We start from the raw sequence: 21,696 nt of genomic DNA, 5'->3' as shown, positions 1-21,696 counted from the left end.
GGGACCCATGACCCCAGGATTGGGTTTGACGAAGACTCTTGGTTGCGAGTGTGCACCACAACTCCTCCCTGGAGTTATGGGTCCCCGGCCTGCGCCGGGACGACACCGGGTTGGTGGAATCAGCCTCGCACCACCACTCTCGCTACAGACACAAAAAGCCCGGCCGAACGGCCGGGCTTTTGATCTGTTGCGATCGACGTGAGAGCTTACGCCGCCTCGTCGGCGACCGTGGTGTCGTCGCCATCGCCATCATCGGCGTCGCCCTCGGCATCCGTGTCGGCTTCGCCGTCGGCGGCTTCGGCCTTGGCGGACGCGCGGCGCGGGCTCTTGGCGAGCTGGGCCTCGATCTCCTTGACCGCTTCGGTCTCGGTCGAGTGCTGCACCACCGCGATCTCGCGGGACAAACGATCGAGCGCCGCTTCGTAGAGCTGGCGTTCGGAGTAGGACTGCTCGGGCTGCGACTCCGAGCGATAGAGATCGCGCACGACTTCCGCGATCGCGACGATGTCGCCCGAATTGATCTTCGCTTCGTACTCCTGGGCGCGGCGCGACCACATGGTGCGCTTGACGCGAGCGCGGCCCTTCAGGGTCTCGAGCGCCTTCTTCACCAGCGCGGGCTCGGAGAGCTTGCGCATGCCGACGTTGGCGACCTTCGCGGTCGGAACGCGAAGCGTCATCTTGTCCTTGATGAAGTTGATGACGAACAGCTCGAGCTTGGCACCGGCGATCTCCTGCTCCTCAATGGCGAGGATCTGGCCGACGCCGTGAGCGGGATAGACGACGAATTCGTTGGCCTTGAAGCCCTGGCGCTGGGTCACGACCTTCTTCTCCTCGACCTTCGGCGCAGCAGCGGGCTTCACGGCCGGCTTGGCAGCGACGGGGGCCTTGGCAGAGGCGGCAGCAACGGGCGTCTTCGGCGCAGGCTTGGCGGCAACAGGCTTGGCAGGCTTGGCAGCAGGCTTCGAAACGGTCGCTTTCGCGGCAGTTTTGGCAGTCTTGTTCGGCATTGCACTTCTTTTGTTCTTGGAGGACTTTGCAGCCGACGCCTTCGTGGCGGCACGGCCCTTGGATGCGCTACGGCTGGCCGCGGCGACTTTTTTGGCCTCCTTATGGGAAGCCCTCGCAGAAGTACTCTTTTTACGCGTTTTCTGTGACACAGCCTGCGCGCGGAAACTGCCACGCCCCTGTTCGACATTTGGTTTCACGGGAACCCAGAGGGGCCAATCGGGGCTGACGGGGTTCGGCTTAATGTGCCCAATATAGCACATTTCCCGCAAAAATCAATGATTTAGGGGCTTTTAGGGCTGGTTTTCGGCGTATTCGGCGCTATTAGGGTTAAGTTTGAGCGCGGATCAGTCCCCGGAGCCGGGGTTCGGAGAAAAATATTTCTCGAACTTGCCCTCCATGCCGTCGAATTCCTTCGCGTCGGCGGGTGATTCTTTCTTCTGCGTGATGTTCGGCCAGCTCTTGGCGTAGTCGGCGTTGACCTGGAGCCACTTTTCCAAGCCCGGTTCCGTATCGGGCTTGATGGCGTCGGCGGGGCATTCCGGCTCGCACACGCCACAATCGATGCATTCGTCAGGATGGATGACGAGCATGTTGTCGCCCTCGTAGAAGCAGTCGACAGGGCAGACCTCGACGCAGTCGGTGTACTTGCACTTGATGCAGTTCTCAGTGACGACGTAAGTCATCCAACGCTCCGAAAAGCTCTTTTAAAAGTCGAGGCTTGCGTAGCGCGGATGGCCCGGCGCTGCAAGATCGACAGGGGCGATCAGGACCGCTTTCCGCGCTTGATCGGCCAAGAAGTGAATACGATGCGCAATTAATTGCGCTTTGCATCGCCGACCTCCTCGTAGAGCACGCGGGCCGAGGCCGCATCGCCGCGACGCTCGTTGAACGCGGTCACCTTCAGCACGCGCACCGCGCGATCGAGCGCGATGGTGAGGACGTCGCCGATCTTGATCGCGTGCCCCGGCGAGGTCTCGCGCACGCCGTTGACGCGGACGTGGCCTGAGACGACGAGCTCGGCCGCCGAGGTACGCGCCTTCACCACCCGCGCATGCCACAGCCATTTGTCGAGACGCTGGCGCTCGGTCGTCGTGGGATTACTCCTTCCGACCGGCGAGCTGCTCTTTCAGCGCGGCGAGCTTGGCGAAGGGCGAGTTCGGATCGATCGGACGATCGCGCTCGCGCGGGTTCGCGCTCGAGGCGTAGGGGCGGTGCGCGGGACCGGACTCGCGATCGCGGCGGTCGCGGCCCTTGTCGCGGTCGCGGCCACGATGCTCACGGCCGCCGTCGCCGAACTTGCCCTTGCTTCGATCGCGATCCTTGCCCTCGAAGCGGCGGTTCTTGTCGTCGCGCTGCTCGCGGCGATCGCCGCCCTCGCCCTGCTCGCGTCCCTTGCGGAAATCCTTGCGACCGCCATGACGATGGCGCTCGCCGCGCTGCTCGCCATCGGCGGCCTGCGCCGCCTCGCCTTCCGCGGGCGCAGCGCCTGCTTGAGCGCCCGCCTGCGGGCGCTGATGACGCTGGTGGCGATGGCGCTCATGACGCGGCTTGCGATCCTCGTGCCGGCCACCGGGCCGCCAGACCTCGACGAGCTCGGGCTCGGCGGGCGTGGCCGCAGCCTCCACGGGCGCAGCGGCATCGGCCGATACGGCCGCTTCCGTCGCAGCGGTCTCGGCGGGAGCGGCTTCAAGGCCTGCAGCCTCGGTGGGCGCAGCGGCTTCCTCCGCCGGCGGCGCGATGCCGGGAGCGTCTTCCGGCGTGACGGGCGCGTCAACCGAAGTCTCGAGCGTGGGCGCGGCCTCGTGTACCGCCTCGTCATGCTGCTCCATCCCGGGCGCGTCCTCGACGGTGACCGGCTCGGCAGCCGCTTCGGGTGCAGCCTCGGTGGATGTGCTCGGTTCCTCCGGCAGACCCGCGACGGCCTCCGCCGCAGTCTCAGTCGAAGTCTCCGCGCGGCCTTCGACCGGCGGCGTCTCCGCCGCGACCGTCTCGACGACCTGCGGCTTCGGCGGCAGCGGCGGACGCTTCTCCATGCGATAGCCGAGCGCGCGCAGCACCGAGGCGAAATCCTCGCCGGCCGAGCCGGTGAGCGAGGTCATCGCCTGCGTCACGACAAAACCGCGGCCGTCGAACGCGCCGGCGGGCTTTTCGCCGGGCGAGCTCTCGCGCCAGGCCAGCGCCGGACGGATCAGGTCGGCGAGCCGCTCCAGGATGTCGACGCGCACGGCGCGTTCGCCGGCCTGCTTGTAGCCGAGCACGCGATAGGCATCGCGCGGCAGTGCCTTGTCGACCGGGAACGAGGTGCGGCCCGAGCTCGCCAGATGCTGCGCGCCGGACAGCGCCGAGAGATCGACATTGTCCTGCTTCAGCGCCCAGAGCAGCGCGGCGAGCGCACGCGCGGCAGGCTTCAAAAGGCCGGGGAAATAGATGTGATAGGCGCCGAAGCGGACGCCGTATTTCCGCAACGTGGCACGCGAGGGCTGGTCGAGATCCTTCAGCTCACTCGCGATCTTCGGACGTTCGAGCACGCCGAGCGCCTCGACGAGCTGATAGGCGATGCCGCGGGCAATGCCGGTGACGTCCTCGGCCTTGGACAGCTCGAACATCGGCCCGAGCAGCTTTTCGATATGCGTCTTGAGCCAGAGGTCGAGCCGCGCCTGCACCTTGTCGCGGGGCGCGCCGGTGAGCCGCTCGTCGGAGATGATGCGCAGGCGCGGATGCAGCGCCTCATCTGCGGCAGTGAGCCGCGCCACGGCATCGCCGGTCCAGCGGATGGTCCCGTCGGAGGTCAGCACGAACTGCTCGTCGGGCGCCGAGGAGAGCTTTTCCGCACGCGTCGTGATCTCGCCGGCGAGCACGGCTTGCGCTGCGGCCTGCAAGGCTTTCGCATCGGAGCCGGCTTCCGCCGCATCCGGTGCAAAGGTGAATCCATCGAGGCGGCCGATGACGTGGCCTTCGACGATGACTTCGCCGGTCTTGCCGATTTCAGTATTCAAGCTCGTGTTCTCCCGCAGGCGGCGCATCAATACACTGGTCCGACGATCAACGAAACGCTCAGTCAAGCGTTCATGGAGCGCATCCGACAATTTATTTTCGACCTCCCGCGTGATCCCCTGCCAGTGTTCGGGGTCCGCGAGCCAGTCCGGCCGGTTGGCGGCGAAGGTCCAGGTGCGGATCTGCGCGATCCGGGCCGACAGCGTGTCGATGTCGCCGTCGATGCGGTCGGCCTGGTCGACCTGGGCCGCGAACCAGGCATCGGGAATGCGGCCTTTCTGCATCAGGAAGCCGTACAGCGTGGTCACGAGCTCAGCATGGGCGGCCGGCGACAGCTTTCGGTAGTCCGGGACCTGGCAGGCCTCCCACAGCCGTTCCACGGCGGCCTTGCCATGCGCGATATCGCGCACCTCGGCGTCGCGGGCGGCGTGATCGAGCACACGCATGTCCTCGGCGATCGGCGCGCGCGTCAGCGCCTCGTGGCCGGGGGCTAAGTTGAGCGACACCTGCAGCGCCCCGAGCGAGGAGAAATCCAGCTTCGAGTTGCGCCATTGCAGCATCTTCACGGCGTCGAAGGTGTGGTTCTGCAGCGCATTGACGAGCTCGGGCTCGAACGGCGCGCAGCGGCCGGTGGTGCCGAACGTTCCGTTCCGCGTGGCGCGGCCGGCACGACCGGCGATCTGCGCGAACTCGGCCGGCGTCAGCCTGCGGAACTGATAGCCGTCGAACTTGCGATCGGAGGCGAAGGCGACGTGGTCGACGTCGAGGTTGAGGCCCATGCCGATCGCGTCGGTGGCGACGAGATAGTCGACGTCGCCGTTCTGGAACATCGCCACCTGCGCATTTCTGGTCCGCGGCGAGAGCGAGCCGAGCACCACCGCCGCGCCGCCATGCTGGCGGCGGATCAGCTCGGCGATGGCGTAGACCTCGTCGGCTGAGAACGCGACGATCGCGGTGCGCCGCGGCTGGCGCGTGATCTTGCGGTCGCCGGCGAATTCCAGGCTCGACAGCCGCGGCCGCGTGATCATGGAGACGCCGGGCAGAAGGCGCTCGATGATGGGGCGCATCGTCGCGGCGCCAAGCAGCAGCGTCTCGTCACGGCCGCGGCGGTTGAGGATGCGGTCGGTGAAGACGTGGCCGCGCTCGAGATCGGCGCCGATCTGGACCTCGTCAACGGCGAGGAAGGACACGTCGAGATCCCTCGGCATCGCTTCGACGGTGGAGACCCAGTAGCGCGGGTTCTTCGGCTTGATCTTCTCCTCGCCCGTAACAAGCGCGACGGCCTCGCTGCCGGCGCGATCGGCGATCTTGTTGTAGACCTCGCGCGCGAGCAGGCGCAGCGGCAGCCCGATCATGCCAGAGGAATGCGCGAGCATCCGCTCGATGGCGAGATGGGTCTTGCCGGTGTTGGTCGGCCCGAGCACCGCAGTGACGCCAGCGCCGGGAGCGCGCTCGGAAGCAAAGGGAGAGGGAGGAAAGGCCATTCTGGAGATTAGGTAGTGGCGATTTGGGCGAATGTCAGTGCCGTTTTGGGGCGGCGAGGCGGCTGAGGGTGGACCCGTCGTACTGGCGCGAAGCGCTCACCGCATGCATCACTGTCATCGCCCGGCTTGACCGGGCGATCCAGTATTCCAGAGGCGGCGCAGCTAAAGCCGAGAGGCCGCGGCGTACTGGATGCCCCGGTCAAGCCGGGGCATGACAGCGGAGAAGGCGGTGATGCTCCCCAACTTTCGCGCAACTGTCTCACTTTGCGACGCTTTTTCCGCTCTTCTTAAGCCTCGGAACGACTCTAGAACGAATCGCGGCCGAATCGCTGACTCCCCTTTGCTTCCTGTTACGTTCACGCAACATGTCGCGGGACGCTTCTTGGGTGCGCACTAGATGGAGTTTTGCCCTGGCGCACAAGCGATCAGTTGCGGGCGAGTTCCTTAAAATTGGGGACGGCGCGGAGTCGAATCAGAATCGGGGCGGAGTCAAATGGATTCCGGGCTCACTTTTCCCTCCCCCCTTGTGGGGGAGGGAAAAGCATCGGAGCTACCTCAACGTATTTTCGCGAAAACAACCCCATGCAAAGCAGAAGCGGTTGGCGGGGTGACGGCGCGTAACGTGTTGAAGCGGCGATCAAAACGCTCTTGCATGGGATTCCGGGCGCTCTTACCCTCCCGTTGTGGGGGAGGGTTAGGCGTCACGCGCGACGCTTACTGCGTCTTCGCAACCCGCGGCGGCTGGGGCGTCGTGATGAAGCTGGTCGCTTCCAGCATCGCCGGGCCCAAGGGCGTCGGCACTTTCAGCCAGAACGGCACTAGGATGCGCGTTCCCGCGACCGGGGCGAAGGCGATCTCGATGTTGCGCTGGGCGGCGAGGTATTTGATCACGGGACGATCGGGGATGTAGCCGGCGACCGGCACGAAATACAGCGCGCAGACCACGACCGGGCCGTGATAGCCCTTCTCGGCCTTGACCGTTTCGATGCGCTTGAAATCGAGCTTGAGATCGTAGCGCATGCGGCCGTCGAACACCGGCGCGCCGTTGTGGCAGGCGTCCGGCGACAAGGGATCGCCGGTGCCGGGCACGCGCAGCATCGAGGCCGTCATCGGATCCCAGACGCCGCGGCGATGCGCGTCCGTCACCGGAATGCGGTCGGGATCGACCGGCGGCTCCGGTACGATGCCGAACTCCTTCACATTGCCCTTGTCGAGGACAATGCGGATCTCCTCTTTCTTCTTCGAGGTGGTGGTGGAGGCCTGGTAGCCGGTCGCAACCAGCGCGCCATTGACCACCCGCCCCTGGCTCGCGCCGGTGCCGGACCCGCCCGCAAAGGATTTCAGGATGCCCGTGGTGCCGCCCGAGGCCGCAGCGGAGAACACGTCGTCCCCAATGTCGATGCTCCAAGCGCCCCGGCCGACCGGAATGCCCGCCAGCGAGGCCTCATATTGCGCCTCGAGCTTGCCCTGCGCCGCTGCCGGCGCCGCCCCCCACGCCAGCACCAGCCCGCCAAGGGCGGCCAAAGCGAGCCTGCCGGCGATGCGCAGCCGGTGCGGAAAAAGGGGGGAAATGGGCACGAAGCGATCCAATCGGGATGCGAGTGGCTGTTACTTAAGCGGAAAATCGCAGCAGGCAATGACGAGCCGGGAACTCACCGGACTATTCGGGTGCGAATGCGCCCTTTATGTGGTGGTAAGGCATTTTAAACATTGCCGTTTTTGTGATCGGGGCGTGTTCAGGGGCGGCAACCCCTCTGCCCGCTTCCTCCGCTGTCATGCCCCGGCTTGACCGGGGCATCCAGTACGCCGCGGCCCCTCTGTTCAACCGCAGGCGCCTCAGTGTACTGGATCGCCCGGTCAAGCCGGGCGATGACACCTGAGGGTGGGCCAAAACCCGCCCCAAAACCTTGACTACCCGCCCCTTCCCCCCTATACGTCCGCCCGCTCCCTGCAAGGACAGAGAATTTACGACCCCCGTGGCGCCCCGAATGGCCGCCGCAACGCTTGGGGGAAAGGATAAGGATTTTTGCCATGTCTCGCCGCTGCGAACTGACGGCCAAGGGCCCCCAGGTCGGCCACAAGGTCAGCCACTCCAACATCAAGACCAAGCGCCGCTTCCTGCCGAACCTGTGCAACGTGACCTTCATCAGCGAGGCACTCGGCCGCAACGTGCGCCTGCGCGTCTCCTCGAACGCGATCAAGAGCGTCGACCACAATGGCGGCCTCGACGCCTTCCTGCTCAAGGCCAACGCCGGCAACCTCTCGCCGCGCGCGCTCGAGCTGAAGCGCCAGATCCAGAAGAAGGTCGGCGGCGAGCCGGCGAAGCAGGCGAGCTAAGCAATTTTAAAAGTTTGGGCGGGGGCTAAGTTGCGTCGCGTGGCGTAAGTCTTAGCCAATAGAGTTTGCGTGACGGCCGGATCGAAAGATCCGGCCGTTTTTGTTTTGTCGAATCCACCAAAGGTCGCTCTAGACAGGTAGCCGATCGATAGAAAAACTTCTGATTGATGCAACAAATTTGGATCGAGTGGTTCGGTGGCACTTCCTATACCTGTCCAGCGTCAGCGGGAAGTCGTCTGCCTACCTGCCAAAGGCCACCAAGTAATTCTCGGCACGGCAGGAAGTGGTAAGACGACAATGGCTATCCTTCGCGCAGCGTATCTGTCCGATCCCGAACTACCGGGAAACGGCCCGACCCTGCTTCTTACTTATAATAAATCGCTTTGCTCCTATACACATGGTAATCCGATCGCATTGGTTGGAGCGCTGGCTTATTCTTACGCACTGTGGGTAGCACTCCGACGAACGGGGACTCTTGAATTTGGTCAATTGTTAAGCGAAGTTCGATCAGGCATTCCGGATTGGGCGTATAAACGGAACGGACTGGCTTATGAACATTAAGCCACGTTTGCAGGATAACGCCTTTCTCGCCGAACTAGCGCTAGACTTGGAAAAGTCCGCACATGGGGACGCTCCATCGAATCCTGCCAGTGCGATGGAGGTCAACGTGAACCATTTCATTTCTGCTCTTACTCGAGGTGTTCGTACTGTAACCTTGCCGACTGGCATCAAAGCTGACGTCTTTGGCGACGGAGGCGTCGTGTCAAAATCAGACAAGCTCAACGTGACTTCGTGGAGACTACGAGACGAGAAAGGACAGACGTTTTATGTCAAGAAAGTAAGGAAGCAATCTTCCTCCCAAAACCAAGGCGCACAATCGAATCTTGAGCTGACTCCAGTCAACGGGCCGCATGCAAAGTTTGCGGGCATAAGCCTCTTCGCTCGAAATCTAGGCGAATCTCGCCACTTCTACTGCGATCTTCTGGGTCTACCTATTAAACGAGACAGTCAAACTTTGGTTGCTTTAGGGGAGCACTTGGTGCTGCGTCAAAACGATGTCGTTCGTGCGGTTGGAGAAGGATCGATTGTTTACGTCGATGTCGATGACATCGATCGTTGCTGGCGAAATTTGCTTCCGCTCCGATATGCACAGGTATCATCGATAGAGAGAAAATCGAATAGACCATCGTTCACTTGTAAAGATCCGGATGGACGCACGGTTGAGGTTTTCCAGCGGTGATCTGATCGATCACGCATCCGTCGGAAGATGGCATTCCTGCGACAATTGCGTCTCCGATTGTGCATAGTTTCCGCCATGCTCGCGCCCCGGCAGCATCACCCGGAGGGACATACCGTCGAGCACGAGCGCAAGTCTGAGCCGAAATGGCCTCGTCATCTGCTGTGACGGCACCGCCAAGCAAGCCCCGCATGCGTTAACCGTCCATTAACCAACGCAGCCTAGCCTGCTGTCATCGTCCAGCCATCATCAGCCCGAAATGCCCGCCCGGTTCGCTCCCGGAGGAGAGCCGATGTCTGTTGAGTCGTTGACGTATGCCGCCTTAAGTGCCCGCCTCGACATCTCGCGCGAGGCCGCGCGTTCGCTGGCGAGACGACGCCGGTTGCCGCGCTTGCGTTCGGCTGACGGCAAGGCGTTGGTGAGCGTCGATTTTTCCGAACTCCGCTACAGGCCCCGCCCGCGAATTGGTCGGCGGACGGACCCCATCGCCGCCTCCATGGCAAAGATCGAGGCATTCAAGATCGAGGCGTTCAAGGCGGAGATCGCGCGGCTCGAAGCTAGGGCCGCCGGCTACCGGGCGGATTTCGAGCGCGAGCGGGAGCGCGCCGATCGTCTGGCTGTCGAGCTGATGCAGGCGGCTGCCGAGACGAGGGCCGTCAATGCGTGGGCGGCACGATTGGAAGATGAAGTGGCGGACTTACGGACCGGTCGTCGCCCTGGCGGCGCGATCGCGGGACAAGCCGGGCTTCGATTGGGACATCTGGCTGCTTCCATCGTGGAAGCAGACCGCGCGGCTTGCAGGTAGCACTTTGATACTTTCTCCATCCCCGGCTTGCCGGAGCAACGCGAGGGAATAATGACTGGCATTACCGATATTCGTGAAATGAAGGCCCGCATTGTCGTGTTCGGGGTCGGCGGCGCCGGCGGCAACGCGGTCAACAACATGATCACGGCCGGGCTGCAAGGGGTCGAGTTCGTCGTCGCCAATACCGACGCGCAGGCGCTGGCGATGTCGAAGGCCAAGCGCCTCATCCAGCTCGGCACCCAGGTCACCGCAGGCCTTGGCGCCGGCTCGCAGCCCGAATTGGGACGCGCCGCAGCCGAAGAGGCCATCGATACGATCCGCGATCATTTGACCGGCGCCCACATGGTGTTCGTCACGGCCGGCATGGGTGGCGGGACCGGCACCGGGGCCGCACCCATCGTCGCCAGGACGGCGCGCGAGCTTGGCATTCTCACCATCGGCGTCGTCACTAAGCCATTCTACTTCGAGGGCCAGCGCCGCATGCGCTTTGCCGAAGCCGGCATCGAGGAGCTGCTGAAGACGGTCGACACCCTCTTGATCATCCCGAACCAGAACCTGTTCCGCGTGGCCAGCGAGAAGACCACGTTCGCCGATGCCTTCGCCCTGGCCGATCAGGTGCTGTATTCGGGCGTCGCCTGCATCAGCGACCTCATCGTCAAGGAAGGTCTGATCAATCTCGATTTTGCCGACGTCCTCTCCGTGATGAAGGAGAAGGGCAAGGCGATGATGGGACGGGGCGAGGCGTCCGGCGAGAAGCGCGTGCTCGCCGCCGCGGTGGCGGCCATTTCCAATCCATTGATCGAGAACCCCTCGATCAAGCGCGCCAGCGGCCTCATCATCTCCATCACCGGCGGCAAGGATCTCATGCTGTTCGAAGTCGACGAAGCCGCGACCCGCATTCGCGACGAGGCTGATCCGGACGCCAACATCATCGTCGGCGCGTCCTTCGATGAAAGCCTCGAAGGGATCGTCCGCGTCTCGGTGGTGGCGACCGGTATCGATAATCTCGACCCGGCGCTTGAGGCGCAACCGGCGGAAACCGCACTCACGCAGCTCGCCGGCAGGCTGCGGAGCGACAGCCGCCGCATCGCCGATCGCATCGAGCGCGGTGCACCCCTCCCGCAAGTGGAAAGCCCGCCGCTTCGCCCCGAGGCCGGCCGCCCTGTTGGGCAACCGGCAAGGCCGAATCCGGACTATGCGCGCCAGGCGGCGCCGCGGCCGCTCGATCCTTACGGGCGCTCTTCGCCGCGCAATGTGGCGGACGAAGGCATTCTCGATATCCCAGCCTTCTTGCGCCGCACCGCGAACTAGCGGTCTGCTTGTAAGAGACTCGCTGCAGCAACAAACTCCGCCGTCGTCCCGGCCTAGTGCGCAATTGCGCACGGGGGGCCGGGACGACGGCTTTGTTGTGGCTGGAGCAACGCTCCTACGGAATCGGTGAATTCCGAACGTCAGCTCTGGAAGACAAGCTTCTTACGCTGCGCAGTAGCGCCGATCCTTCACGCTGCCGTGCTGCGCGAGCTCTCCGCTGGTTCCGGCTTTTCCGCCTGCTTGTCGCGAGACAGCCATGCCGGGAAACGAAGCAGGCTGTCGATGCTCTCTTTTGGCGATTCGACGGGCGGCGCTTCCGTGGCCGAACTCGGCAGGTCCAGTGCAGCCTGGCCTAGCCGCACCGCATCGGCGCGCTGATCCAGTCCGCGCAACAGGGGATCGAGCACGCTGTCGATTTCGCTCGCCACCGACACCAGGAAACTATTGAGATCGCGCGCCTCGGGCACGACGGCCGCGGCCGATTCGATCGCCTTGGAGAGGCCATCGACGACAGGTGTGAACGCGCTGGAGGCCTGTTTGATTCGCGTTTTTATCGCTTCGATTTCGCCCAGGACGCGATCACGCTCGCGCCGTTTCTTCTCCTCAGAAAGGCGGGCTTCGATTTCGGCGATCTGCGCCGTCAGGGTGGTGGCTTCGGATGCAAGCGCATCGCGTCGTCCGCGCACGCGATCGAGGTCGCGGGTGAGATTGTCCACTAAGTCGTCCTTTCCGAACATGGCTTTGCTCCGTAGGACAGCCGTTTTGGTCTGTAGGACGGCCTTGGCGCGAACCGCCAGCCTGGCAACCGATCGAACGGCTGGATCGGCCAAAACAGGCATCAACTTCGGTCGCGTCACATGGGCCGACATGGTGATCCCCCATCGTCCACATTAGGCGACCGCATGGTTAACAAGAGGTTAATTTCAACAGCCCTTCCGCTATACTCGGTCCGGTCGCATTTCCGGGAGGGGCATACCGTGGAACACGCGAAGACCGAGCCGAAAAACATCGTCATCTGCTGTGACGGCACCGGCAACGAGATCAGCGAGAACATCTCCAATGTCCTCAAGCTCTATCGCTGCCTGCGCAAGACCGACAAGACGCAGCCGCGGCAGCTCGTGTTCTACGATCCCGGCGTCGGCACGGTGACGGAGCCGACCACGTGGCACCGCTGGAAGGCCAACATCAATCTGGTGCTGGGGCTCGCCACCGGCTACGGGCTCGATGACAACGTGCTGTCGGCCTACCGCTTCCTGGTCGAGCATTATGCGCCCGGCGACAGGATCTATTTGTTCGGCTTCTCCCGCGGCGCCTATACCGTGCGGGTGCTGGCGGGGCTGATCCACAAAGTCGGCCTGATCTCACCGGAGCAGGCCAACCTCGCCGGCAGCGGCCTCATCTCCTACAAGCAATATTCCGGAAGCGGGCGCGGCAACGATGTCGCCGACCTCACGGACGCAGGAAGCGACGAGGACGGGCCGCTGCCGAAGGACAAGTTCGATCTCGCCGCGCAGTTCGCGCGCATCACCTCCTCGCGCTGGCCCACGATCCACTTCATCGGGGTGTGGGACACGGTGGCGAGCGTGATCGTGCCGCGCGCCGACCGGCTCTATTGGCCGAGCCTGGAGGAGCTGGCGTTCACGCTGCGGAACCCGAGCGTGCAGATCTTCCGCCAGGCGATCGCGATCGACGAGCGGCGCTGCATGTTTCGCCTGAAGCAGTGGAAGGAGCCGCAGGACTACTGGAGCAACCGCTTCGTGCCCGACGACAAGAAGGTGCCGCAGGACAGCTTGCAGGTGTGGTTCTCAGGCGTGCATTGCGACGTCGGCGGCGGCTATGCGGAAGCCGAGAGCAGCGCCTCGAAATATCCGCTGCTGTGGATGATCGATGAGGCGCACAAAGCCGGCCTCAACTTCAACCCGCGCACCGTGAACCAGCTCGCCTGGGGCATCCAGCGCAAGAACAGCCCGTTCACCTACGTCGCGCCCGATGCCGCGGGCATGCTGCACAATTCGATGACGGCGGCCTGGCGCGTGCTGGAGTATGTGCCGAAGCGCGCAACGTACAAGGAGTGGCCGGAGCGGAAGGCCGTAGCTGGCTTCTACATCCCCGATTGCGAGCCGCGCGTCATCCCCGACGGCGCGCATGTGCATGAGAGCGTGGTGAAGCGGATGCAGGCGGAGCCGGGCTACCGGCCGGTGAACTTGCCGAAGGATTTTGTGACGGTGCCGATGCCGACGCCCCCGCATGCGGAGGTGGCGGGGGAGATGGAGAAGGCGTGAGGGGGTGCGGACGGGTACATCGACCTCGTCATTGCGAGCGCAGCGAAGCAATCCAGACTGTCACCGCGGAAAGATTCTGGATTGCTTCGCTGCGCTCGCAATGACGGTGATGGAGGCAGGCTCGCGCCACATCAAAGCCGCCGTCCCGGCGAAGGCCGCTACCGCCCCCAATTCGCCGCCACTTTTCCTTAAAATTCTCACCTCAACCTTAGCCCTATCGCATCATCTCCCTTGCATGATCGGCCAACACCGCCACGACCAGCGGAATTGGAGGAGACGTGCCAGTGCATCCGCGCCGATATGCCCGTGTGAAGCCGAGCGGGCTGGTGTCCCGCCAGGCCAAGATCATCACCGGCCCGCGCGCGCCGGTAATCAACTGCACGCTGATCGACTATTCGCCCGGCGGCGCCTGCGTCGATCTCGGCGGCCAGGTCGCGATCCCCGACCGCTTCGAGCTCTTGCACGTCAACACCAAGAAGCGCTGCCGCATCGCCTGGAAGCGCGGCACGCGGGTGGGCGTGGTGTTTTGAGGGATGGTCATGCGCTAGCCGGCGCGCGCCGCGAACGCCGCCCTGCTCCCTCCCCCCTTGCGGGGGAGGGTTGGGGAGGGGGGTGGCCCAGCAATTAGTGATGGCCGCGTGCCGCGATCGCGGCAACAGAATTCTAGCGCAACATGAAAGAGTGTGCCGTGTGGCACCCCCCTCCCTGGCCCTCCCCCGCAAGGGGGGAGGGAACGCACCGGTGCACTCTGTCGGTTCATCACTTCGATTGCTTCGAATGCAGGGTGCGCTCCATCCGCCCCTCCCCCGCCCTCACCTACCGCATCCGCGCCTTTGCTCCCGCGACGATCTGCATGGCGACGCCGGCGACCCAGGCGATGAGGACGAGCCAGGTCAAGGCGTCGTGGGGGTCGAGCCGCAGCACGATGACGGCGACGGAGGCGAATGCGGCGAAGGTGGCGCAGAGCGTGCCGGCCGAGCTCAGCAATTCCGCGGCGTCGATCTGGCTGTGCTCCTCGTCGAAGGGAAGCTGCGGCGTGTCGATGCCGATATAGAAGCCGATGACGCCGAGCAGCATCATCACCAGCAGGAAGCCTTGCGTGGTGAGGTGCGAGATCGCCGAGCCCACATAGGCGCCGACGAACAGTCCGCACGCGGCCCCTGCCATCGCAAGGCCCACGCGCTCAAAGACGTGGGCAGCCTTCCGGGCACGAAAACGCATGGCGAGCCTCGCTTTGCGCGACTGAGGCAAGGTTAGGCCAATTTTGGCTACGGCGGAAGGTAACGGGTGTCACGGAGGGGTGAGGCGGAACGCGCGATGATGCCGGCGATCATCGGCCGAATGGGGTAATCCCGATGAGGTGGCGAGAGATGAGATCGCGCTACACCCTTGCTGTCGTCCCGGCGAAAGCCAGGACCTCCGCGCGAGCGCTTGCGCTCGTCACGATTACCCCAGGGGGAAGTTTGGCGATGACCCTTAGTTGTTTAGTTGTTGTTCGACGACAACTCCTACCGCGCGCCGTTGATGGACCTCGCGGTATGGGTCCTGGCTTTCGCCAGGACGACAGTTGAGATTGCGGCGCTGCTATCGCCTCCAACGCAATCCGCGCCCGCTACCTCGCTCCGAACGTGGTCTTGCCGAACAGCGCCTTTTGCGTTGACGGCTGCGAGCGCCAGTATTGCGGCGGGGCTTCGACTTCGCCGCCGAGTTCGGCGGCGGCGTGCCAGCCGAAGCGGGGGTCGTAGAGCATGGCGCGGGCGAGCGCGACCATGTCGGCCTTGCCGGATGCGACGATCTCCTCGGCCTGTTTGGCTTCGGTGATCATGCCGACGGCGATGGTGGGAACGCCGGTCTCGCGGCGGATGCTTTCTGCGAACTGCACCTGGTAGCCGGGGCCGAGCGGAATCTTCTGCAGCGGGGAGACGCCGCCGGAGGAGGCGTCGATCCAGTCGATGCCGCGGCTCTTCAAAGCCTTGGCGAATTCGATGGTCTGCGCGAGGTCCCAGCCGCCGTCGACCCAGTCGGTCGACGACACCCGCATGCCGACCGGCTTGTCAGACGGGAAGGCCGCGCGCACCGCGTCGAACACCTCGAGCGGGAAGCGCATGCGGTTCTGCAAGGACCCGCCATAGTCGTCGGTGCGGCGGTTGGAAATCGGCGAGAGGAATTGGTGCAGGAGATAGCCGTGCGCGCCGTGCAGCTCGATCGCGTCGATGCCGAGCCGGTCGGCGCGCTTGGCGCTGTCGACGAAGGCTTCGCGGATGCGCTTCAGGCCGGCGCTATCCAGCGCCAGCGGCGCGGCCTCGCCCTCCTTGTGCGGCACCGCGCTTGGCGCCACCGGCTGCCAGCCGCCCTGGCCTTGCGGAATGAGCTGGCCGCCGTCCCAGGGCCGCGCGCTGGAGGCTTTGCGGCCGGCATGGGCAAGCTGCATCCCGATCGCGATGGAGGAGTGTTTTCGCACGGAGGCGAGGATTTGCTTGAGCGCCGCCTCGCAGGCATCGCTGTAGAGCCCGAGGCAGCCCGGCGTGATGCGGCCGATCGCCTCGACATGGGTCGCCTCGATGCAGAACATCGCGGCGCCCGACAGCGACAGATTGTTGATGTGGCTGAAGTGCCAGTCGGTGGCGACGCCGTCGTCGGCCGAATACTGGCACATCGGCGACACCACCAGACGGTTCTTCAGCGTCAGGCCGCGCAACTTGATCGGGGAAAACAGGGCGCTCATGCGGGGTGTTCCGAGGGGTGGAGGGGCAATTGAGAGAAGTGTAATGAGCGGAACCCGGATTACCACCAGCGCGGCAGGAATGCCCGCCCGCGCCGGGGCGCATTGCGCTCTCACATGGTCGCAAGCTGCGGCCACGCTCTCCGCCGTCGTCCTGGCGAAGGCCAGGACCCATACCGCGAGGTCTATCGATGGTGGACGGTCGGGTACCGCACCACGAGTCTTCGCCAAACCACTCCCTGGGGTAATCGCGACGAGCGCAAGCGCTCGCGCGGAGGTCCTGGCTTTCGCCAGGACGATGAAGTTTGCGCGGCCGGGACGACAGTTACTCCACCAGCGTGAACTGCAGCAGCAGCGTGCGCTGGAGCAGGGAAAAATTGTCGTCGGAAACGAGCGTCAGCACCGTCTCGCCTTCGGGGGTGACGTGGGCGTCGATGCCTTCCATGTTGTCGATCTCGTGGCCGAGATCGGCGTTGAAGAGCGCGGGCCCGTCGACCAGCGCGCCCGGCGCGATCGCCTTCAACGGGATGGCGCGGATGCGGATGTTGACGCCGCTGAACCAGGAGAATTTGCGCTCGAGAATCAGGAGCTCGCCGGAGGGCAGCAGCACAGCATCGCTGATGTCGAACTTGTCGGTGCGACGCACGCTGAACTGGCCGGGCGTGGGACCGCCGACGAGGAACGCGATCAGATTGCCGTCGGCATCCAGCCCGCGCTCGGACAGCGCGATCAGCGTGCCCGCGATCGGCAGGCCCTTTGGCACGACGACCAGTGCCTCAAGCCCCTTGTTGTACGGCAGTTTGCGCGCGGCAGGGGGCAAGGGGACCACCTCGCCGCGGGCGCGGGTAAAACCCTTGGAGAAATCGAAGCGCATGAGCTGGTTGACGCGCTCCAGCCCGACATAGACGAAGGAGCCGTCGAGCGCGATCGACTCGGTGTCGTACCAGAGCCGCTTGTCGGTGATCGGCCGCCCGTCCGCGCCCAGCATCGGCGCGGCCTCGACCTCGTCGAGCGCGACCATGCTGCGGCCTTCGTAGCGGATGCGGCCGGTGAACCAGGCGCCCTGGTCGGAGATCGCGACGAAGCGCTCGCCCTTCGTGTCGAGGAAGCGAAAGCCGGACAATCCGCCGAAGCCGCGATAGGGCGAGGTCAGCACCAGGCCGCTGCGATAGTCCAGCGCGCCGAAGCGCACGCGCGAACGGTCGCGCGGCTCGAACGCCGGGATTTGCCGTGCGTTGACCTCGATCGCGACCGGCTCTTTGACGGCGTGCTCGACCTGTCCCGGGATTTGCGCCGCCTTGGGCGGCGGCTCGGTCAAGGGCTGTGCCCGTGCAAGCGTGGGGATTGCGAGAGCGGAAAATCCCGCCGCCGCGTGGCCGAGGAAGCGGCGGCGGGATGAAAGCGTGCTCACGAATGCAGTTTGCGGCGCGGGCGGCTCGGCGCGGCCTGCGCCGGCGCGGCATGCGTCTCGCTGAAGAGCTCGGCGAGCTTTTCGGTGATGGCGCCGCCGAGTTCTTCCGCGTCCACGATCGTCACCGCGCGGCGGTAGTAGCGGGTCACGTCATGGCCGATGCCGATCGCGATCAGCTCCACCGGGGAGCGCGTCTCGATCTCCTCGATGATGTGGCGCAGATGCCGCTCGAGATAGTTGCCGGGATTGACCGACAGCGTGGAATCGTCGACCGGCGCACCGTCCGAGATCATCATCAGGATCTTGCGCTGCTCGGCCCTCGCCAGCAGGCGCTTGTGCGCCCAGTCCAGCGCCTCGCCGTCGATGTTCTCCTTCAAGAGACCCTCGCGCATCATCAGGCCGAGATTCTTCCGCGCACGACGCCAGGGGGCGTCGGCCGACTTGTAAATGATGTGGCGGAGGTCGTTGAGGCGTCCGGGATTGGCCGGCTTGCCGGCGGCAAGCCAGGCCTCGCGGGACTGGCCGCCCTTCCAGGCGCGGGTGGTGAAGCCCAGAATCTCGACCTTGACGCCGCAACGCTCCAGCGTGCGGGCAAGGATGTCGGCGCAGGTCGCCGCCACCGTGATCGGACGTCCCCGCATCGAGCCGGAATTGTCGAGCAGCAGCGTCACCACGGTGTCGCGGAAGGTCGCCTCCTTCTCGCGCATGAAGGACAGCGGATGATAGGGATCGGTCACCACGCGCGACAGCCGCGCCGGGTCCAGGATGCCCTCTTCGAGGTCGAACTCCCAGGCTCGGTTCTGCTGCGCCATCAGCCGGCGCTGCAGCCGGTTGGCGAGCCGGGCGACGATGCCCTGCAGATGCGCGAGCTGCTTGTCGAGATAGGCGCGAAGGCGCTCCAGCTCGTCATGGTCGCAGAGGTCTTCGGCCGAGATCACCTCGTCGAACTTGGGCGCGAAGGCGTGGTATTCCGGGCCGCGCGGCTCGTTCTGCCCACGTGAGTTCGGCCGCGTCGCCTCGCCCGGCGTCTCGTCATCGCCGAGCTCGCCATCGTCGAACGTATCGGACGTCGAGGCCTGCGCGCTTTCCATCGCGCTCTCGCTCAGCTCCTCCGTCGTCGCCTGTGCCTGGTCGGCGCTCATCTCCTGGGCGGCATCGGAATCGGGCGAGCCCTCGGCGCCGGACTGGTCGTTGTCGCCGTCGCGGTTGTCGTCCTGGTCGTCGTTGTCGTCGGTGTCGGCGTTGCGCTCGTCGCCGAGATCGAGCGCCGACAACAAGTCGTGCACGGCGTCGCCGAACTTGGTCTGGTTCTCGACCAAGCCGTCGAGCCGGTCGAGCCGCCGGCCGATCTTGTCTTCGAGAATAGGCCGCCAGAGATCGACCATCTTCTTGGCGGCCGCCGGCGGCGCCATGCCGGTCAGCCGCTCGCGCACCAGCATCGCCAACGCATCGGCGAGCGGCGCGTCGGCGCGGTCGGTGATCTCGTCGAACTTGCCGCGATGGAAATGGTCATCGAGCATCGCGGTGAGGTTTTTCGCAACGCCCGCCATGCGGCGCGCGCCGATCGCCTCGACCCGCGCCTGCTCCACCGCCTCGAACACGCCGCGCGCCTGCGGATTGCCCGGCATCAGCTTGCGATGCAGTTTGGGGTCGTGACAGGCGATCTTCAGCGCGATGGAGTCGGCATGGCCGCGCACCACCGCCGCATCCCGCTTGGTCATCTTGCGCGCAGGCTCGGGCAGCCGCGCCTTGCCGGGCGCGAGCCCCGGGCGCTCAGCGGCGAAGCTGATGTCGAGCTCCGGCGTCTTGGCGATCGCCTTCAGGCAGGCCGCCACCGAACGCTTGAACGGCTCGGTTGGGGCTTCCTTGTTGCCGGTCCGGAATTTGCTGTTGGAGGTGCTCATGTCGCCTTATCCGTCGCCCCCGGCGCAGGCCGGGGCCCATAACCACCTGCCGTCGTTACGTCGGGAAAAACTCACAGCGTCGCTTCATCGAGGGACCTCGCGGCATGGGTCCCGGCTTTCGCCGGGACGACATCACGAGAGGGATCAGCTAAGCGCCACGTTGACTGCCGATTCCGGCAGCTCCGCGTTGAAGCAGCGCTGATAGAACTCGGCGACCAGCGGACGCTCGAGCTCGTCGCACTTGTTGAGGAAGGTGACGCGGAAGGCGAAGCCGATATCGCCGAAGATGTCGGAGTTCTCCGCCCAGGTGATCACCGTGCGCGGGCTCATCACCGTCGACAAATCGCCATTGGCGAACGCGTTGCGGGTGAGGTCGGCGAGGCGGACCATCTTGTTGACGATGTCGCGGCCTTCCTGGGTGCGATAGTGCCTCGCCTTGGCGAGCACGATCTCCACTTCCTCGTCATGGCCGAGATAATTCAGCGTGGTCACGATCGACCAGCGGTCCATCTGGCCCTGGTTGATCTGCTGGGTGCCGTGATAGAGGCCGGAGGTGTCGCCGAGCCCAACGGTATTCGCGGTTGCAAAAAGCCGGAACGCCGGATGCGGCTTGATCACCTTGTTCTGGTCCAGCAGCGTCAGGCGGCCGGAGACCTCCAGCACGCGCTGGATCACGAACATCACGTCCGGGCGGCCGGCGTCGTATTCGTCGAACACCAGCGCGACGTTGTTCTGCAGCGCCCACGGCAGGATGCCGTCGCGGAATTCGGTGACCTGCTTGCCGTCTTTAACCACGATCGAGTCCTTGCCGACGAGGTCGATACGGCTGATGTGGCTGTCGAGGTTGACGCGCACGCAGGGCCAGTTCAGCCGCGCGGCGACCTGCTCGATGTGGGTGGATTTGCCGGTGCCGTGATAGCCGGTCACCATCACGCGGCGGTTCTTGGCAAAGCCGGCGAGAATGGCGAGCGTGGTGGCGCGGTCGAAGCGATAGTCGGAGTCAACTTCCGGAACATGAGGATCGACTTCGGAATAGGCCGGCACTTCGAGATCGCTGTCGATCCCGAACACCTGGCGGACCGACACCTTCATGTCGGGCTGACCGGAAATTTCCTCAATTTTGGACAGGGCGGCGGTCGTCATCAATCCTCCGAGGCCCCGGGCGGTCCCGAGACCAGTTATTTGCACGTTGGCTGCGGCTGGGTGCGGTTGCGAACCTATCAGAGACAATGAGCCGGCAGAAGCCCGCGCGCAAATCAAAGTTCCATTGTCTTTTCATTTAGATAGGCAAGGAACGCGATTTTGGGAAGGCTGCCCTGCGAATCATGCTCGAATTTCGCACTGGCGAGGCGCCCTCCCTGCGTGAATGGCACTTTTGCCGCCTCGCCCCACTTAATGTGGATCTGAACCCCCGAGCCCATGGCCAATACAGAGAAGACGTGACGTCCTTCCTCGATCCATTCATTTCGTTCGTTTCGGCCCACGCCTGGCTGGCCTACCTGACCCTGTTCCTGGCAGCGCTCCTCGAAGCCGTTCCGGTGGCGGGCTCTGTAGTCCCCGGCTCGACCATCATCCTGGCGCTGAGCGCCCTGGTTCCGGGCGGGGACCTCAAATTGCAATGGGTGCTGCTGGTGGCGGCCCTCGGCGCCATCCTGGGCGACGGCTCGGCCTACTGGATCGGGCACAGGCGGCAACGCGAGATCCTCGACACCTGGCCGCTGACCAACCATCCGCGCGTGATCGCCGAGAGCGAGAGCTTCTTCCGCCGCTTCGGCACCTGGGCCGTGTTCTTCGCCCGTTTCGTCCCGCCGATCCGCGCCTTCGTCCCGGTCACCGCGGGCGCGCTGGGCATGGCGCCGGGACGCTTCTACTCCGTCAACATCCCCGCCATCCTGGTCTGGGCGCCAGCGCACGTGCTGCCGGGTGTGCTGGCCATTTCGGCCTGGCACAGCTATGCCGGCCTGCCGCACCACGGGCATCCCGTCAAACACATCTGGATCCTCAGCGTCGTCGGCGTCGCGATCATTGTGGGCCTCGCGCTCTGGATCATCCGCCACCGGCATGGCGACGGCGTCGCTGCGGCCAAGCCGCGGGGTTAAGCGGCCGCCACACAATAGGCGTCGTCCTGGCGTTCGGTACGCCTAGCGTCCCCAATCGATAGATTCCGCGGTACGGGTCCTGGCTTTCGCCAGGACGACGGA

At 64.7% G+C, this 21,696-nt stretch carries 16 protein-coding genes and 2 pseudogenes; 7 read left to right on the top strand and 11 right to left on the bottom strand.

The features are described from left to right. Positions 1-206 precede the first annotated feature (206 nt). The 5 genes and pseudogenes from MTX21_RS27995 to MTX21_RS27975 all read right to left on the bottom strand — a co-directional run bounded on the left by MTX21_RS27995 (position 207) and on the right by MTX21_RS27975 (position 7,010). A complete protein-coding gene (locus tag MTX21_RS27995; RefSeq protein WP_280967872.1) occupies positions 207-1,007 on the bottom strand; it encodes a CarD family transcriptional regulator in 801 nt (266 codons plus the stop codon). A gap of 345 nt (positions 1,008-1,352) precedes the next feature. Further along, the gene (fdxA, locus tag MTX21_RS27990) at positions 1,353-1,691 is read right to left on the bottom strand and encodes a ferredoxin FdxA (RefSeq protein ID WP_018643465.1); all 339 of its coding nucleotides are present in this window, start codon (positions 1,689-1,691) and stop codon (positions 1,353-1,355) included. A gap of 131 nt (positions 1,692-1,822) precedes the next feature. Further along, a pseudogene (locus MTX21_RS27985) lies at positions 1,823-2,092 on the bottom strand (RNA-binding S4 domain-containing protein); the annotation flags it as partial. A gap of 13 nt (positions 2,093-2,105) precedes the next feature. Next, positions 2,106-5,486 carry a helicase-related protein gene (locus MTX21_RS27980; RefSeq protein ID WP_280967870.1) on the bottom strand — a complete coding sequence of 1,127 codons (3,381 nt, stop codon included), beginning with the start codon at positions 5,484-5,486 and terminating at the stop codon, positions 2,106-2,108. 714 nt (positions 5,487-6,200) lie between these two features. Then, positions 6,201-7,010, bottom strand: a complete 810-nt coding sequence (locus tag MTX21_RS27975) for a DUF3108 domain-containing protein (protein ID WP_341512009.1) — start codon at positions 7,008-7,010, stop codon at positions 6,201-6,203. A gap of 507 nt (positions 7,011-7,517) precedes the next feature. Here MTX21_RS27975 and rpmB point away from each other — a divergent pair. The 4 genes and pseudogenes from rpmB to ftsZ form a co-directional block, all read left to right on the top strand. Next, positions 7,518-7,823, top strand: coding sequence for a 50S ribosomal protein L28 (gene rpmB, locus MTX21_RS27970; RefSeq protein WP_280967868.1), 306 nt, complete (start codon positions 7,518-7,520; stop codon positions 7,821-7,823). A gap of 550 nt (positions 7,824-8,373) precedes the next feature. Beyond that, on the top strand, positions 8,374-9,063 hold the full coding sequence (locus MTX21_RS27965) for a VOC family protein (RefSeq protein WP_280967867.1): 690 nt from the start codon (positions 8,374-8,376) through the stop codon (positions 9,061-9,063). A 256-nt stretch (positions 9,064-9,319) separates the two neighbouring features. Continuing rightward, positions 9,320-9,865, top strand: a complete 546-nt coding sequence (locus tag MTX21_RS27960; RefSeq protein WP_280967866.1) for a hypothetical protein — start codon at positions 9,320-9,322, stop codon at positions 9,863-9,865. Between the two features lie 51 nt (positions 9,866-9,916). Then, positions 9,917-10,972, top strand: a pseudogene (gene ftsZ / locus MTX21_RS27955) (cell division protein FtsZ); the annotation flags it as partial. A gap of 392 nt (positions 10,973-11,364) precedes the next feature. On the opposite strand, the gene MTX21_RS27950 reads toward ftsZ, so the two are convergent. After that, positions 11,365-11,913 carry a hypothetical protein gene (locus MTX21_RS27950; RefSeq protein ID WP_280967865.1) on the bottom strand — a complete coding sequence of 183 codons (549 nt, stop codon included), beginning with the start codon at positions 11,911-11,913 and terminating at the stop codon, positions 11,365-11,367. Between the two features lie 240 nt (positions 11,914-12,153). On the opposite strand from MTX21_RS27950, the gene MTX21_RS27945 reads away from it, so the two are divergent. Together MTX21_RS27945 and MTX21_RS27940 are read left to right on the top strand one after the other, a co-directional pair. Beyond that, positions 12,154-13,458, top strand: coding sequence for a DUF2235 domain-containing protein (locus MTX21_RS27945; protein ID WP_280967864.1), 1,305 nt, complete (start codon positions 12,154-12,156; stop codon positions 13,456-13,458). A gap of 284 nt (positions 13,459-13,742) precedes the next feature. Then, positions 13,743-13,988 (top strand): PilZ domain-containing protein, encoded by a 246-nt coding sequence (locus tag MTX21_RS27940; RefSeq protein ID WP_280967863.1) that lies wholly within the window; start codon positions 13,743-13,745, stop codon positions 13,986-13,988. 286 nt (positions 13,989-14,274) lie between these two features. Here the strand turns inward: MTX21_RS27940 and MTX21_RS27935 are convergent, their stop codons facing one another. From MTX21_RS27935 to cobS, 5 genes are all read right to left on the bottom strand, one after another. Then, positions 14,275-14,679, bottom strand: a complete 405-nt coding sequence (locus tag MTX21_RS27935) for a hypothetical protein (protein WP_280967862.1) — start codon at positions 14,677-14,679, stop codon at positions 14,275-14,277. A gap of 391 nt (positions 14,680-15,070) precedes the next feature. Continuing rightward, the gene (locus MTX21_RS27930; RefSeq protein ID WP_280967861.1) at positions 15,071-16,183 is read right to left on the bottom strand and encodes an NADH:flavin oxidoreductase/NADH oxidase; all 1,113 of its coding nucleotides are present in this window, start codon (positions 16,181-16,183) and stop codon (positions 15,071-15,073) included. A gap of 322 nt (positions 16,184-16,505) precedes the next feature. Next, positions 16,506-17,591, bottom strand: coding sequence for an esterase-like activity of phytase family protein (locus MTX21_RS27925; protein WP_280967860.1), 1,086 nt, complete (start codon positions 17,589-17,591; stop codon positions 16,506-16,508). After that, the gene (gene cobT, locus MTX21_RS27920; RefSeq protein WP_280967859.1) at positions 17,588-19,495 is read right to left on the bottom strand and encodes a cobaltochelatase subunit CobT; all 1,908 of its coding nucleotides are present in this window, start codon (positions 19,493-19,495) and stop codon (positions 17,588-17,590) included. The genes MTX21_RS27925 and cobT overlap by 4 nt, the downstream gene beginning before the upstream one ends. A 144-nt stretch (positions 19,496-19,639) precedes the next feature. Continuing rightward, positions 19,640-20,638 carry a cobaltochelatase subunit CobS gene (gene cobS / locus MTX21_RS27915; RefSeq protein WP_280967858.1) on the bottom strand — a complete coding sequence of 333 codons (999 nt, stop codon included), beginning with the start codon at positions 20,636-20,638 and terminating at the stop codon, positions 19,640-19,642. 296 nt (positions 20,639-20,934) lie between these two features. On the opposite strand from cobS, the gene MTX21_RS27910 reads away from it, so the two are divergent. Next, on the top strand, positions 20,935-21,594 hold the full coding sequence (locus MTX21_RS27910) for a DedA family protein (RefSeq protein ID WP_280971177.1): 660 nt from the start codon (positions 20,935-20,937) through the stop codon (positions 21,592-21,594). Positions 21,595-21,696 lie beyond the last annotated feature (102 nt).

This window comes from Bradyrhizobium sp. ISRA430 (genome assembly GCF_029909975.1).
GTDB lineage: Bacteria > Pseudomonadota > Alphaproteobacteria > Rhizobiales > Xanthobacteraceae > Bradyrhizobium.
Note: the sequence above shows the minus strand (reverse complement) of the source record. Positions and strands in the feature narration are given on the sequence as shown.

Bases quoted from the DNA above. Each gene is read 5' to 3' on its own strand.
- MTX21_RS27995 (WP_280967872.1), bottom strand. From the start codon at position 1,007: ATGCCGAACAAGACTGCCAAAACTGCCGCGAAAGCGACCGTTTCGAAG.
- fdxA (WP_018643465.1), bottom strand. From the start codon at position 1,691: ATGACTTACGTCGTCACTGAGAACTGCATCAAGTGCAAGTACACCGAC.
- MTX21_RS27980 (WP_280967870.1), bottom strand. From the start codon at position 5,486: ATGGCCTTTCCTCCCTCTCCCTTTGCTTCCGAGCGCGCTCCCGGCGCT.
- rpmB (WP_280967868.1), top strand. From the start codon at position 7,518: ATGTCTCGCCGCTGCGAACTGACGGCCAAGGGCCCCCAGGTCGGCCAC.
- MTX21_RS27965 (WP_280967867.1), top strand. From the start codon at position 8,374: ATGAACATTAAGCCACGTTTGCAGGATAACGCCTTTCTCGCCGAACTA.
- MTX21_RS27960 (WP_280967866.1), top strand. From the start codon at position 9,320: ATGCCCGCCCGGTTCGCTCCCGGAGGAGAGCCGATGTCTGTTGAGTCG.
- MTX21_RS27950 (WP_280967865.1), bottom strand. From the start codon at position 11,913: ATGTTCGGAAAGGACGACTTAGTGGACAATCTCACCCGCGACCTCGAT.
- MTX21_RS27935 (WP_280967862.1), bottom strand. From the start codon at position 14,679: ATGCGTTTTCGTGCCCGGAAGGCTGCCCACGTCTTTGAGCGCGTGGGC.
- MTX21_RS27930 (WP_280967861.1), bottom strand. From the start codon at position 16,183: ATGAGCGCCCTGTTTTCCCCGATCAAGTTGCGCGGCCTGACGCTGAAG.
- cobT (WP_280967859.1), bottom strand. From the start codon at position 19,495: ATGAGCACCTCCAACAGCAAATTCCGGACCGGCAACAAGGAAGCCCCA.
- cobS (WP_280967858.1), bottom strand. From the start codon at position 20,638: ATGACGACCGCCGCCCTGTCCAAAATTGAGGAAATTTCCGGTCAGCCC.